A 14096-nucleotide genomic window follows, 5' to 3' on the forward strand; every position below is an offset into this window, starting at 1 on the left:
CGCGGTCGTCACCCTCGTTCCGGGCTCGTCTGTGCGACGGCGACGAGCACGTCGTCACCGTCGATGGTCACTGGGTAGGTGGGCACCGGGTCGATCGCCGGCAGGCTCAACGGCCGGCCGGTGGTCAGGTCGAACTGCGACCCGTGCAGCCAGCACTCGATCCTGCCGTCTTCGACCTCACCGGCGGACAGCTGGACGTCGGCGTGCGAGCACTCGTCGCGCAGCGCGTAGACGGTGCCGCCGGTGCGCACGACGCACACCGGCACACCGTCGATCTCGACGCCGAGCGCGGTGTCCTCGGCCAGGTCGGCCAGCGAGCAGACCCGGTGATGTCCGGGTGCGGCCGAGGTGCCGGCCGGCGCGGCGCTCACGCGCCCGCCCCGGCGGCGGCCTCGGCAGCCTCGGCGGCTTCGGCCTCGGCGATGGCCTCGGCCAGCTCGGACTCGCCGAGCCGGGCGGCCACCGAGGTCATGATGCGGTCGCGCAGCTCGGGAATGTCGATCCGGTCGATGACCTCGGCGAAGAAGCCGTGGACGACGAGCCGGCGGGCCTCGGTCGGCGGGATGCCGCGCGACTGCAGGTAGAACAGCGCCTCGTCGTCGAAGCGGCCGGTGGCACTGGCGTGCCCGGCGCCGACGACCTCGCCGGTGAGGATCTCCAGGTTCGGCACCGAGTCGGCGCGGGCGCCGTCGGTGAGCACCAGGTTGCGGTTGAGCTCGTAGGTGTCGGTGTCGACCGCGTCGGCGCCGATCAGGACGTCGCCGATCCACACCGCGTGCGCCGACTCGCCGCGCAGCGCACCCTTGTAGGTCACCCGGCTGCGGCACGAGCGCGCCTGGTGGGTGACCAGCAGACGGTGCTCCTGGTGCTGGCCGGCGTCGGTGAAGAACACGCCGTTGAGCTCGGCGTCGCCGCCGGGCCCGCGGTAGTCGACGGTCGGGTTGAGCCGGACGAGCTCACCGCCGAGCGTGACGGTGAACGAACGCAGCTTCGCGTCCCGGCCGACGGAGAAGGCGTGCGCGCCCAGGTGCACGGTGCCCGCGTCCCAGTCCTGCAGGGAGATCACGGTGAGCGACGCGCCGTGGCCGACGTACACCTCGACGTTGCCGGCATAGGTGGCGCTGCCGGTGTGGTCGAGCACGACGGTGGCGGACGAGAACGGCCCGGCCTCGATCACCAGGTGGCCGTAGGCGACCCCGGCGGCACTGGCGGCTCCGGCGGCGCCCTGCGGACCCTCACCGTGCAGGCGCACGATGACCGGTTCCGTCAGCGACGCCTCGGCGGGGATGGTCACGGCGGTCGCCCCGCCCGCACGGGCGGTGGCGAACGCGGCGATCCGGTCGGCCGGGATCAGGACCCGACCGATCCGGGCGTCGGCGGCGTCGAGCCGCTCGACGGCGACCCCGTCAGGTGCCGTGACCGTGACCGTGACCAGGCCGTCGGCCTCGGGGCCGGTCGGCAGGCCACGCAGGCGGCGCAGCGGGGTGAACCGCCAGGCCTCCTCGCGCCCGGTGGGCACGTCGTGGTCCTGCGGGTCACGGGAACGCACCGGGCGGGGCACGGCTCCGGCGGCCGCCGGGGGGCGCCCGGTGGCATCGATGACGGCCATCAGCCGACCGAACCTTCCATCTGCAGCTCGATGAGCCGGTTGAGTTCGAGCGCGTATTCCATCGGCAGTTCGCGGGCGATGGGCTCGACGAAGCCGCGCACGATCATCGCCATCGCCTCCTCCTCCGACAGACCGCGGCTCATCAGGTAGAACAGCTGGTCCGCGCCGACCTTCGACACGCTCGCCTCGTGCCCGATGGACGCGTCGTCCTCGCGGACGTCGACATACGGGTAGGTGTCGGAGCGGCTGATCGTGTCGACGAGCAGCGCGTCGCACTTGACCGTGGAGCGCGACCCCGACGAACCCTCGTTGATCTGCACGAGACCTCGGTAGGACGTCCGGCCGCCGCCGCGGGCCACCGACTTGGAGATGATCTGCGAGGACGTGTGCGGCGCGGCGTGCACCATCTTGGCGCCGGCGTCCTGGTGCTGGCCGGGGCCGGCGAAGGCGATCGAGAGGACCTCGCCCTTGGCGTGCTCGCCGAGCATCCACACGGCCGGGTACTTCATGGTCACCTTGGAGCCGATGTTGCCGTCGACCCACTCCATCGTGGCGCCCTCATGGCAGGCGGCACGCTTGGTGACCAGGTTGTAGACGTTGTTCGACCAGTTCTGGATGGTCGTGTACCGGCAGCGCGCGTTCTTCTTCACCACGATCTCGACGACGGCCGAGTGCAGCGAGTCCGACGAGTAGATCGGGGCGGTGCAACCCTCGACGTAGTGCACGTAGGCACCTTCGTCGACGATGATGAGCGTCCGCTCGAACTGACCCATGTTCTCGGTGTTGATCCGGAAGTAGGCCTGCAGCGGGATCTCGACCTGCACGCCCGGCGGCACGTAGATGAACGAACCACCCGACCAGACCGAGGTGTTCAGCGCGGCGAACTTGTTGTCACCGACCGGGATGACCGAGCCGAAGTACTCCCGGAACAGCTCCGGGTACTCGCGCAGACCGGAGTCGGTGTCCAGGAAGATGACGCCCTGCTCCTCAAGATCCTCGCGGATCTTGTGGTAGACGACCTCGGACTCGTACTGGGCGGCCACACCGGAGATGAGGCGCTGCTTCTCCGCCTCGGGGATGCCGAGCCGGTCGTAGGTGGCGCGGATGTCCTCCGGCAGGTCCTCCCACTCGGCGGCCTGCTTCTCGGTGGAACGGACGAAGTACTTGATGTTGTCGAAGTGAATGCCGGTGAGGTCTGCGCCCCAGGTCGGCATCGGCTTGCGCTCGAACAGGCGCAGGCCCTTCATACGCAGGTCGGTCATCCACGACGGCTCGGACTTCTTCGCCGAGATGCCACGGACGACCGCCTCGGACAGGCCGCGCTCCACGTCGTCGGCATAGGCGTCGGTGTCAGCCCATCCGAACCGGTAGGAGCCAAGGCCCTCAAGGGCGGTCTCGGCAGGGGTGGTCATGGGGCGGAACCTTCCGAAGACGGGGATGGTGGGAGTGGTTCCTGCGGCGGGCCCGCTGGTACGTGGGTCGTGCAGACGCCGTCGCCGTGGGCGATCGTCGCCAGGCGCTGCACGTGGGTGTCCAACACCCGGGCGAGCGCCGCGGTCTCCGCGTCGCACAGCGCCGGGAAGCGCTCGGCGACGAACTGGACCGGGCAGTGATGCTGGCAGATCTGCAGCCCGGTGGGCAGCTCCGAGACGCTGGCGGTGTACCCGGCCGCCGTCATCGCCTCGGCCAGCGCCGCCGGCCGTTCCTGCGGGGACGCGGCGACGACCGCCGAACGCACCCGCCGTTCCAGGTCGACCGCCCGGCTGTCAGCGAACTCGCTGATCGCCGAGGGCCCGGCCACCTCCGCGAGGAAGCGCAACGCACCGGCGGCCAGATCGGAGTAGGCGGACGGGCCGGCCTGGTGGCCGGCCTCGGTCAGCGCGTAGCGCCGAGCCGGACGGCCCCGACCCCGGGGACCGTGGGGACGGCTCTCGATGGGAGAGATGCTGCCGTCGGAGACCATGGCGTCGAGGTGGCGACGGATCCCGGCTGGCGAGACACCGAGCTGACGAGAAAGTTCGGCCGCCGTGGCCGAACCGCCCTCCAGCAGTCGACGCACGACCCGGTCACGGGTGCGGCCGTCCGCCGTCCCGGCCGAGACATCGTGGTCGTTTTTCACAACGCCAGTGTGCCCTATTTACGGGACGCGGTCGAACCCAGCTCCCCCGATCAGGTCACTTCAGGGCGCCGATCTGCGTCACACCCCCAGTGCCAGCACCGTTTCACCACCCGCTTCGCTCCTCAAGGCCCGTCCGGACGTCGTCCGGCCGACACCCGAACACCGCTCCTGTACCTGACAATGCACGCGCAAACACAACATCCACCCACTACCGGCATCTGGTTGACCGTGCCCGCCGCGGCGCTGCCAGACTGACGACACCCCTGGGCACCATCGGGCCGGCGGCAGGACGCCAGGGCGACAGAACGACGGGGCGACAGCGGGAGGCGGCGCAGCAGATGCGGGCGGGACGACGACACGGCGGGCTCCCCCGCGCACTGGTCGGGCTCGGCCTGGTGCTGGCGCTGGTGGGCGCGGCGGCGGGTTGCAGCGGCGGCGGAGACAAGAAGACCAACGGGCTGGAGGGGCTGGCGCCGGCCGAGGTCGGCTCGCGTGCCGTGACCACGTTGCGCACCGCCCCCGGCGTGCACCTGTCCGGCTCCGTCACGAGCCCCGGTGGCGACGCCCCCGCCGACTACGACCTGGTGCTGTCACCCACCACGACGCGCGGCACGGTCGAGGAGTACGGCCAGCAGACCCAGCTCGTCAAGATCAAGGCTGACACGTACGTCCGCCGGGCCCGGTCGTACTACACCGCCACCGGCGACAGCGCCGCCGCCGACCTGCTGGCCGACCGCTGGGTCCGCCTCGCCGCCGCCGACGCGGCCAAGTACTCCTACTTCACCCTCAGCGGCTTCAGCGACTCGCTGCGCAGCTACCTCGTCGGCCTGGCCGGAAAGGTCGAGCAGGAGAAGGTGGACGGCGAGCGTGCCGTGCGCGTGCGGGCCTCCGACGGCACGACCTTCGAGGTCGCCAACACCGGCCCGGCCTACCCCCTGCGGATCACTCTCGCCGGCAACTCGACCACCCGCCTGCGTCTGGCCGACTTCCGCACCCCCGACGCCGCCACCGCGCCGAGTTCCCCGATCGACCTGTCCAGCATCGGTTGAGCCCAGCCTCCGGTTGAGCCCAGCCTCCGGTTGAGCCGGGTCGAGCCTGGCGACGGCACCCGCCGGGGTCGCACCGACACGTCGCACGGGCGACCGTCCGATGCGCCAGGATCGGAGCCATGACGGACGGTGAGCCACCCGCGGCCGACTGGCGTCAGGACGAGCACCGGACTCGGCCCGGCCAGGATCAGGCTCGCGGGTGGGGTCGCGGGCGTGGGCGGGTGGTCGCGGCGGTCGACCAGGGCACGACGGGGACGACGGTGTGCCTGCTCGATGAGCAGGCGGTGGTCGTCGGCCGCGGCTACACCCCCGTGCGGCCGGGTTTCCCCCGGCCGGGCTGGGTCGAGCAGGACCCCGAGCAGCTGTGGCGCAGCGTCGTCGAGGCCGTCCAGGCTGCCCTCGCCGACGCCGGGCGTGCGCCGTCCGACCTCGCCGCGCTCGGGATCACCAACCAGCGGGAGACCACCCTGGTGTGGGATCGGCGCACGTCCACGCCGGTGTACCCGGCGATCGTCTGGCAGGACCGGCGCACCGCCGTCCACTGCGAGCGGCTCGCCGCGGACGGCCATGGTCCGTGGGTGGCCGACCGCAGCGGGCTCGTCCTCGATCCGTACTTCTCCGCCACGAAACTCGCCTGGATCCTCGCGCACGACCCGGAGCTGCGTCGCCGGGCCGGACGGGGCGAACTCGCCGCCGGCACGGTCGACTCCTGGCTGATCTGGCGGCTCACCGGCGGCGCCACCCATGTCACCGACATCACCAACGCCTCCCGCACCCAGCTGCTCCACCTCGCCACCGGACGCTGGGACGACGACCTGCTCGGACTCTTCGAGATCCCGGACGACCTGCTGCCCACCGTGGTGCCCAGTTCACGGGTCTACGCGACGACGGATCCGGCGGCCTTCCTCGGGGTGCGGGTGCCGATCGCGGCGGCCGTCGGCGACCAGCAGGCGGCACTGTTCGCGCAGGGCTGCCACGCTCCCGGGCAGGCCAAGAACACCTACGGCACCGGCTCGTTCGTCCTGGTCAACACGGGTGTGACGGTGCCGGGGCCGGAGTCGGCCCGGGCGGCGGGCCTGCTGCGCACCGCCGCCTACCAGCTGGACGGCCAGCCGGTGCGGTACGCGTTGGAAGGGGCGATCCTGTCCACCGGTTCGGCGGTGGCCTGGCTGCGCGACGGCCTGGGCATCGTCGGCGACGTCGCCGAGACGGCCGCGCTCGCCGCCTCGCTGGCCGGCAACGACGGGGTGTACTTCGTCCCGGCGCTGGCCGGCCTCGGCGCTCCGCACTGGGATCCGCGGGCCCGCGGCACCCTGCTCGGTCTCACCCGCGGCACCAGCCGGGCGCATCTGGCGCGCGCCGTCCTCGAGGGCATCGCCTACCGCACCCGGGACGTGGTCGAGGCGATGGCCGCCGCCGGCTTCGCCGTCACCGAACTGCGTGCCGACGGTGGCGCCGCCCGCAACGCCTGGCTGATGCAGTTCCAGGCGGATGTGCTCGGTATCGACGTCGACGTCCCCGACAACATCGAGACCACCGCGCTGGGATCGGCCTACCTCGCGGGCCTGGCCACCGGTTTCTTCCCCGATCTGGACGCCCTGTCCGACCTGCGCCGCAGCGCCGACCGCTACCGTCCCGCGACGTCGCCCGGGCAGCGCGCCCGCGGCTATCGGCGCTGGCGCAGCGCCCTCGAGCGCTCCCGGGCCTGGGCCCTCGACGACGACCTCGACGACGGCTCCGACGACCGCTCCGACGACCGCTCCGACGACCGCTCCGAGAGCGACCGATATCAGTGACACCCGCCGGCCAGGTAACTACATTCCGAAACAAAGACACGATCACCCTTGACGTTCTGTAGCGCCCAGCACCAGGGGACCACCGTAGGGCCACATCCAGCCGCGTCTTTGTGCGCCAATCGGCTGCCAGACGGATGGATGCCTGACAGGCTGTCACCGGGGGCGGTTGGCGTCTCCCGCCAGCCCTGACCCGGACGGAGACTGTGACCGAGGCGGACTACGCCCTGGAGCTCGGCCGCAGGCTTCGTGCGGCGCGCAATCGGCGAGGCATGTCGTTGCTGGACGTCCAGCAACGCACCGACGGCCGATGGACCGCGGGAACTCTCGGTGCCTATGAACGAGGCTCCCGCACCCTGCGCGTGCACCGCCTCGTCGAGCTCGCCGCGATCTACGATGTGCCGGCGACCCTGCTGGTGCCCCCCGCCATCGACCGGCGTGAGGTCGACCACCTCCCCCCACTGGTCATCGACCTGCGGCGGCTACGCAAACTGCCGCCGACCCGCACCGGTCCCCTGCGACGTTGGATCGCGATCGTGCAGGTCCTGCGTTCGGACAACTCCCGGGACGTGCTCCGGCTGCGCCGCGGTGACCTGCAGTCCCTGTCGCGGCTCTACAGCACCACCCCGGCCGTCCTCTACGAACGACTGCAGGCGTGGGGCGCCCTGGTGGAGCCGAACGAGCCGGCCACCGTCGGCGGGCGCCGCCGCACCACCGTCGCCACCCGCACCCCCCGCCAGCGGATCTGACCCGATGCCCCGCCCCGGAGCGGGGATCAATTCCCCCTTCACCGGACGGGATCCGTAGGATCGCCGAGTGGCCGAGATCCTGGCAGTCAGCGTCGCGGGCCTCGTGAAGACCTATTCCGCGCGCTCCGCGGTCACCCGTACCGGGCCGTCGCGCGCGGATCGGCGACGGGACGGCGGCGCGCGTGGCCGCCGCGCCCGGCGCGGTCCACGCGAGCCTGGTTCCGGCGAGTTCCCCGCGGTCCTCGCACCGCACCCGTCCGAACCGCACCCGTCCGAACCGCCCACGTCCGGCCGTGTCGCCGATGGGCGCATCCGGGCGGTCGATGGGCTGTCGTTCAGCGTGCCGGTGGGTTCGGTCACGGCGCTGCTCGGGCCGAACGGCGCCGGCAAGACCACCACCGTGGAGATCTGCGAGGGTTTCCGCGCCGCCGACGCCGGCGAGGTGCGCATCCTCGGTCGGGACCCGATCGCCGACGCCGTCGAGCTGCGCCCCAGGGTCGGCATCATGCTGCAGTCCGGTGGGATGTACCCCGGGGCGCGCGCCGGGGAGATGCTGCGCCTGGTCGCCGCGCACCACCGTGACCCGCTCGACCCCGCCGCCCTGCTCGACCGGCTCGGCCTCACCGACTCCGCCGCCACCCCGTTTCGCCGTCTCTCCGGCGGCCAGCAGCAACGCCTGTCGCTGGCGATGGCCGTCGTCGGCCGCCCCGAACTCGTCTTCCTCGACGAACCCACCGCCGGTCTGGACGTCGCCGGGCGCCGCACCACCTGGGAGCTCATCGAGGAACTGCGAGCCGCCGGGGTCACCGTCGTGCTCACCACACACGCGATGGACGAGGCGGAGCGCCTCGCCGACCAGGTCACCATCATCAACCACGGCCGCGTCGTGGCCACCGGTTCCCCCGCCGAACTCACCCGCGGCGGCGCCGAGGGCCAACTGCGTTTCCGCGCCCCCGCCGGCCTCGACCTCGCCACCCTGCTGCTCGCCCTGCCCGACGGCACCACCGCCAAGGAAAGCCCGTCCGGCCACTACCTGGTGGAGGGCACCGTCGACCCACAACTGCTGGCCGCGGTCACCGCCTGGTGCGCCGGCAACGGCGTGCTCGCCGAGGACCTGCGGGTCGAGCAACGCACCCTGGAGGACGTCTTCGTGGAACTGACCGGTGCGGAGCTGCGCCCGTGACCGCCGCGGGTGCCACGCTGGACCTTCGTCCGGCGCCCGGTGCCGCGAGCCGCGCCCGGATGTTCGCGGCGCAGACCCGACTCGAGCTCGTCCTGACCCTGCGCCGCGGCGAGTCCGTCCTGCTCACCTTGATCATTCCGGTCGGCCTGCTGGCCTTCTTCACCGGCGTGGACGTCCTGCCGCACGACACCGGGCGACCGGTCGACTTCCTCGTGCCCGGTGTCCTGGCCCTGGCGATCATGTCGACGGCGTTCACCGGGCAGGCGATCGCCACCGGCTTCGAACGCTCCTACGGCGTGCTCAAACGGCTCGGCGCCACTCCCCTGCCCCGCTCCATCCTGCTCGCCGGCAAGACCACGGCCGTGCTCGCCGTCGAGGTGCTGCAGCTCGTCCTGCTCGTCGCCGTCGGTTTCGCACTCGGCTGGAAGCCCTCCGGTGGCGTGGCCGCCGCGCCCTGGGTACTGCTGCTCCTGGTGCTGGGCACGGCCGCGTTCTCCGGCCTTGGCCTGCTGATGGCCGGGACGCTGCGCGCCGAGGCGACCCTCGCGGCGGCCAACGGCGTCTACCTGTTGCTGCTGCTCATCGGCGGCGTGGTCTTCGCACTGTCCGAACTACCCGGATGGCTGCGGGTCATCGCCGAGGGCCTGCCGACGGCGGCCCTGTCGGACGGACTGCGTCACGTCCTCGCCGACGGCGACGGGCCCGGACTGCGCCCCCTGATCGTGCTGGCCGTGTGGGCCGTCGCCAGCCTGGGCCTCGCCGCCCGCACCTTCCGCTGGGAATAACCGCATCCCCTTTCCCTGGCACACACCCCCTTGGCACCCACCCCCTGGCACACACCCCGGACGACCCTTCGGCCACCCTTTCGGCAGCCCCGCCGGACGGCCCTTCGACAATCCCGCTGGACGGCCCCTCGGCAGCCCCGCTGGACGGCCCCCTCGGCAGCCCCGCTGGACGGCCCCTCGGCAATCCCTGGATGGCTCCCTTCGACAGCCTCCACGGCTATCGACCACTCCCAGCCATTATCGATCACCCTTGGCCACCATCGACGACCATCGGCCACCTTTGGTGACCATTGACGCCTCTCGGCTACCGTCGATGCCCCTCGCCGTCCGATAAGCCCCGCCGCAGCCCAGATGCCGAGGGTTATTCGGCCGCATGCCGAGGACTGGTCGGAAATCGAGGGCCCCGATCCTCGAACAACCCTCGGCATGCCGCGATCTTGGCCGCGGTCTGGCCGGGATCTGGGGGAGAAGATCGGTCTGGGGGCCGGCGCCCAGAGCGACAGGTGCACGGGTGCACGGGTGCACGGGCGCACGGGTGGGCGGGCGCACGGGTGGGCGGGCGCACGGGTGGGCGGGCGTCGGATGAGGGGGATGGGGGTGGGAGTTACGATGGCAACCGTGTCAGCTTCTACAGCGCGTCGGAGGTTGCCGCTCGTCGGGCGACGCGCGTTTCAGATCGTCACCGCGGCCAATGTCGTCCTGCTGTCGTTGATCGTGGTCAGCGGCGGAGTGGTGCGCCTGAGCGGCTCCGGCCTGGGCTGTCCCACCTGGCCGCAGTGCGGTGACGGGTCGTTCACGCCGCACTCCGAGTACGCGTTGCACGGTGCGATCGAGTTCGGCAACCGGGTGATCGGCCTGGTCGTCGGGGTCGTGGTGCTGATCACCCCGCTGATGGCGCTGCGGCTGCGCGGCGGGCGGCGCCGTGATCTGACCCGGCTGTCGTTCGGGCTGTGGCTTGACTACCTCGGCCAGGCGGTGCTCGGTGGGATCACGGTGCTCACCAAGCTGCATCCGGCCACGGTGGCGGCGCATTTCCTGCTGTCGATGGTGCTGCTGTGGAACGCGGTCGTGCTGGAGCGCCGGTCCCGGCAGGGGGCAGGTCCGGTGACACCGACCGTCGCCCCCGCGTTGCTGTGGCTGGCCCGGCTGCTCGTCGTCGCAGCCGGGGCGGTGCTCGTGCTCGGGACCGTGGTCACGGGCACTGGTCCGCACAGCGGCGACGCCACCCATGGTGCGCGGTTCGGCTTCGACATCGTCAATGTCGCCCAACTGCACGCCGACGGCGCGATGCTGCTCACCGGCCTCGCCGCGGCGATGGCCTTCGCCGTGCGGATCACCACGGCCCCCACCGCCGCGCGGCGCGGGTCGCTGGTGCTACTGGCCACGATCGTCGCCCAGGCCGGGGTCGGGTTCGCCCAGTACTTCCTCGGCATCCCGTCCGGCCTGGTCGCCCTCCACATGACCGGTGCCACCGTGATGTGGATCGCCGCCCTCTACCTGTGGCTCGCCATGGCCCAGCGCCCCGCTCTCGAACCGGCCACCGCCACCGCCAGCGCTGTCAGCGAGCCCCCGGCAGCCAGGACGGCCGCGGCCGAATCCGCCACGGCTGGCGTGGTGGCCGCACCCAGGGCCACGTCCGCGACGTCTCCCGAATCCGCGGCTGACCGCCCGGCAACCCCGGCCCTGTCGGCGAACCTCATCCCCTGACCGTCTGGCCGTCTCAGCCGCTCGGCCGTCTCAGTCAGGCTCCCTCCGCCCCGTCCGAGTCCGGCCGTGTCGCCGCCGGCCGTGTCACTGCCAGCGGCGACACCACCAGTGGCGGCAGCGGCAGCGGTGGCAGTGACGGCAGCGGCAGTGACGGGCCAGTTCGCACCGGGTCGGGGACCAGCCACGGAACTGTCGGGCCGGCGCTCAAAGACACGCGGGTCGTGTTGGACGGTGGTTCACGGCCGCGACCGTCTCGTCTTCTGGGCACGGGCCCGCGTGGCGCCGCGGATAGCGGGTGTCGATGGATCGGCCTCAAACCGGCCGATCGGCCACCCACCCCTTGCCGCTGTTCCCCCAAAGCGGCCCCGAGACAGGCCGAGACAGCCCCGAGACAGGCCCAGGCCAAGCCCAGGCCCGGCCGATGCAAGACGGGGTTCGCGGCAGGGCTCGATGCCCTGGCAGGAACACCCCACGACGACCCGTGCAGCACGCACCCGCCCGAGAGTCGGAACAAAAGCCGTGAAAGCCGCCTGCTCAGGGTCGGGGAAACGGCCCTCCCTCAGGAGAGAGTGGGGCGGTGTCGGTCATGGCCGCGGCGGGCGGTGTCCGGTCGGCGCGGGCCCAGCGACTCGGTCGTCCACGCAGGACGGTCGAGGGCTGACAGCCCGGACTGGGCAGACGAAACGGCCCCGGGCCGGCGTCACGCACGCCGGCCCGGGGCCGTGATTCGTATATCCCAGGGCCGTCCCGATCAGGACCTTCGACGGGCGTCCGAGACAGGTCAGACGACGGCGACGATGGCGATCGCGGTGAACAGGAGGGTGAGGTAGGTGATGGACATGTGGAACAGGTGCATGGCGCGCGGGTCCTCGCCACGGGCGGTGCGCCGGACGATGCGGTGTGCCTCGACCAGGAACCAGCCGCCGACCGCGATCGCGCTGGCCAGGTAGAACCATCCGGTGTGGGCGACGGGGGCGAGTACCAGGGACACCGCGACCATCCCGTAGGCGTAGAACAGGATGCGGCGCGTCACCGTCTCGGGTGAGGCCACGACCGGGAGCATCGGGATTCCGGCGGCGGCGTAGTCGTCGCGGAACTTCATCGCCAGCGCCCAGAAATGGGGCGGCGTCCAGAAGAAGACGATCGCGAACAGCAGCGCCGCCGACCAGCTCAGTGATCCGGTGACCGCCGACCAGCCGATCAGCACCGGGAAACAACCGGCCGCGCCGCCGATGACGATGTTCGACGGGGTGCGGCGCTTGAGACCAAGTGTGTAGACGAAAACGTAGAACGAGATCGCGCCGAGCGACAGCAGCGCCGACGGCCAGTTCACCAGCAGGCCGAACATGAGCGTCGAGACGATGCCGAGCAGGATGCCGAACACGAGCGCCTCGGTCGGCGTCACGGTGGCGCGGACCAGGGGGCGCTTACGGGTGCGGCCCATCACCTGGTCGATGTCGCGGTCGACATAGCAGTTGATCGTGTTCGCGCTGCCCGCGGACAGGGTGCCCGCGACCAGTGTCACGACGATGAGCCACACCGACGGCATACCGCGCTTGGCGAGCATCATCGCCGGCACCGTGGTGATCAGCAGCAGTTCGACCACGCGCAGCTTCATCAGGGCGACGTAGGCGCGCGCCTTCGCGTTCAGCGCGCCCAGCACACCCGAGCCGGCCCCCGCACCCGGTGCGAGCCGCGCCACCGGGCCGCCCGCGACCGCGAGCGTCCCGACGCCACCGGCCACCGCGGCGCCAGGAGACACCGAAACACCGTTGGACGCCGAAACGCCGTTGGACAGCGTGACGCTCACACCGTTGGACACCTTCACGCCGTTGGACACCTTCACCCCGTTCGACGGGACCATGCTCACCCCGTTGGACGGCTTCACGCTCACACCGTTCGACGGCTTCACGCCGTTCGACAGTTTCGCGCTCACACCGTTGGACAGGGTCGCGCTCACACCGTTCGACACCTTCACCCCGTTCGATGGAGCGACGCTCACCCCGTTGGACGGCTTGACCCCGTTCGACGGCTGCACGCCGTTGGACGGCTTGACGCTCACCCCGTTGGACGGCTTGACGCTGACCCCGTTCGACGGCTTGACGCTCACCCCGTTCGACGGCTTGACGCTCACGCCGTTGGACGGCTGCACGCTGACCCCGTTGGACGGCTGCACGCTCACACCGTTGGAGGGCTTCACGCTGACCCCGTTGGACGGCTTGGCGCTCACACCGTTGGACGGCTGCACGCTCACACCGTTCGACGGCTCGACGCTCACACCGTTCGACGGCGCCAGGCTCACACCGGTGGACGGCCTGACGCCGTTGGAGCCCGTCACGGTGGCAGCGGCAGCCGGGTTCGGGGGCTGCGGCTGGACCTGGTGCGGGACCTGACCCAGTTCGGACTGAGCGGCCACGGAGCCAGGAGCGGCCACGGAGCCAGGAGCCACCGCTGGTGACGTGTCCGACCGCACCGGGCCGCGTGTGGTGACGCGCCGGCGACGAAGGGCGGCCTCGGTAGACAGAGCGACCTCGCGATCGGCGGGATCGGCGGACGACCCGCACTGGACGGAGCCCCGGTTACGGAGCGCACGGTGTTCTACGACGTGTCGGAGTCTAGCCGTCGGATCGGGGCGCACGCGCGCCGGTCGCGCCTGGATCCCCCTGGGCGGGGATGCGGTCTGCCTCACGTCCGGCCCGCCGTCCGCCTCAGGTCCGGCCCGCGGGGTGCCGGTCGACCCGTCCCGGCTGGGCCGACCGCCCGGGTGGCCCGCCCGACCAGGTGGAAGTTGTGGTGGTGGTCGTCTCGCCGTGGCGTCGGTCACGCTCCCCGTCCAGGCCATTTGACCTGGCTGTTCGTCTCATCGCTACCTGGGCGTCACGCAGGCGCACCGTGAGGGATCAGACTGGGATCAGACTGGGATGGCGCAGGCATGGTGGGGTAGGGGCCCAAGGGGTTGGACCGGATGGGCGGGTGCACTGCCCGAGGGCTGCATCCGGCACCGCCCGGCAGGTCTCATCCGGCCGCGTCGCCTGGCGCCAGGCCGGTGTGGGTTCGGCCACCTCGGTCGGATTCACGGATCATCCCGGCATTACGGACGCC

12 protein-coding genes are annotated in these 14096 nt (G+C 71.7%); 7 read left to right on the forward strand and 5 right to left on the reverse strand.

Going from position 1 to position 14096, the window contains the following annotated elements:
* Positions 1–8: 8 nt before the first annotated feature.
* The 4 genes from MXD59_RS12445 to MXD59_RS12460 are packed head-to-tail and all read right to left on the reverse strand — an operon-like array spanning position 9 to position 3728.
* On the reverse strand, positions 9–371 hold the full coding sequence (locus MXD59_RS12445; RefSeq protein WP_248824814.1) for a non-heme iron oxygenase ferredoxin subunit: 363 nt from the start codon (positions 369–371) through the stop codon (positions 9–11).
* A complete protein-coding gene (sufD, locus tag MXD59_RS12450; RefSeq protein ID WP_248824815.1) occupies positions 368–1609 on the reverse strand; it encodes a Fe-S cluster assembly protein SufD in 1242 nt (413 codons plus the stop codon). The genes MXD59_RS12445 and sufD overlap by 4 nt, the downstream gene beginning before the upstream one ends.
* The gene (sufB, locus tag MXD59_RS12455) at positions 1609–3021 is read right to left on the reverse strand and encodes a Fe-S cluster assembly protein SufB (protein WP_248824816.1); all 1413 of its coding nucleotides are present in this window, start codon (positions 3019–3021) and stop codon (positions 1609–1611) included. Before sufB ends, sufD begins: the two co-directional genes overlap by 1 nt.
* Entirely contained in the window at positions 3018–3728 is a 711-nt protein-coding gene (locus tag MXD59_RS12460; protein ID WP_248815518.1) for a helix-turn-helix transcriptional regulator, read from the reverse strand. The genes sufB and MXD59_RS12460 overlap by 4 nt, the downstream gene beginning before the upstream one ends.
* A gap of 338 nt (positions 3729–4066) precedes the next feature.
* Between MXD59_RS12460 and MXD59_RS12465 the strand changes: the two genes are divergently transcribed.
* The 6 genes from MXD59_RS12465 to MXD59_RS12490 all read left to right on the forward strand — a co-directional run bounded on the left by MXD59_RS12465 (position 4067) and on the right by MXD59_RS12490 (position 10994).
* Positions 4067–4777: a hypothetical protein gene (locus MXD59_RS12465; RefSeq protein ID WP_248824817.1), complete on the forward strand. Its 711-nt coding sequence runs from the start codon at positions 4067–4069 to the stop codon at positions 4775–4777.
* A gap of 119 nt (positions 4778–4896) precedes the next feature.
* Positions 4897–6573: a glycerol kinase GlpK gene (gene glpK / locus MXD59_RS12470; protein ID WP_248824818.1), complete on the forward strand. Its 1677-nt coding sequence runs from the start codon at positions 4897–4899 to the stop codon at positions 6571–6573.
* A 203-nt stretch (positions 6574–6776) separates the two neighbouring features.
* Positions 6777–7319, forward strand: coding sequence for a helix-turn-helix domain-containing protein (locus tag MXD59_RS12475; protein ID WP_248824819.1), 543 nt, complete (start codon positions 6777–6779; stop codon positions 7317–7319).
* Positions 7320–7386: 67 nt separating this feature from the next.
* Complete coding sequence (locus MXD59_RS12480) at positions 7387–8502, forward strand: ABC transporter ATP-binding protein (protein ID WP_248824820.1); 1116 nt, start codon at positions 7387–7389, stop codon at positions 8500–8502.
* Positions 8503–8561: 59 nt separating this feature from the next.
* A complete protein-coding gene (locus MXD59_RS12485) occupies positions 8562–9287 on the forward strand; it encodes an ABC transporter permease (RefSeq protein ID WP_163548770.1) in 726 nt (241 codons plus the stop codon).
* 609 nt (positions 9288–9896) lie between these two features.
* On the forward strand, positions 9897–10994 hold the full coding sequence (locus MXD59_RS12490; RefSeq protein ID WP_248824821.1) for a COX15/CtaA family protein: 1098 nt from the start codon (positions 9897–9899) through the stop codon (positions 10992–10994).
* Between the two features lie 781 nt (positions 10995–11775).
* On the opposite strand, the gene MXD59_RS12495 is transcribed toward MXD59_RS12490, so the two are convergent.
* Positions 11776–12645, reverse strand: a complete 870-nt coding sequence (locus MXD59_RS12495; protein ID WP_248815549.1) for a heme o synthase — start codon at positions 12643–12645, stop codon at positions 11776–11778.
* Positions 12646–12793: 148 nt separating this feature from the next.
* On the opposite strand from MXD59_RS12495, the gene MXD59_RS12500 reads away from it, so the two are divergent.
* Positions 12794–13387 (forward strand): hypothetical protein, encoded by a 594-nt coding sequence (locus MXD59_RS12500; RefSeq protein WP_248824822.1) that lies wholly within the window; start codon positions 12794–12796, stop codon positions 13385–13387.
* The last annotated feature ends 709 nt before the right edge of the window (positions 13388–14096 follow it).

This window comes from Frankia umida, assembly GCF_023242945.1.
Taxonomy (GTDB): domain Bacteria; phylum Actinomycetota; class Actinomycetes; order Frankiales; family Frankiaceae; genus Frankia; species Frankia umida.

Coding starts and splice junctions, on each gene's coding strand:
- sufD (WP_248824815.1), bottom strand. CDS start 1,609: ATGGCCGTCATCGATGCCACCGGGCGCCCCCCGGCGGCCGCCGGAGCC.
- MXD59_RS12465 (WP_248824817.1), top strand. CDS start 4,067: ATGCGGGCGGGACGACGACACGGCGGGCTCCCCCGCGCACTGGTCGGG.
- sufB (WP_248824816.1), bottom strand. CDS start 3,021: ATGACCACCCCTGCCGAGACCGCCCTTGAGGGCCTTGGCTCCTACCGG.
- MXD59_RS12490 (WP_248824821.1), top strand. CDS start 9,897: ATGGCAACCGTGTCAGCTTCTACAGCGCGTCGGAGGTTGCCGCTCGTC.
- MXD59_RS12485 (WP_163548770.1), top strand. CDS start 8,562: ATGTTCGCGGCGCAGACCCGACTCGAGCTCGTCCTGACCCTGCGCCGC.
- glpK (WP_248824818.1), top strand. CDS start 4,897: ATGACGGACGGTGAGCCACCCGCGGCCGACTGGCGTCAGGACGAGCAC.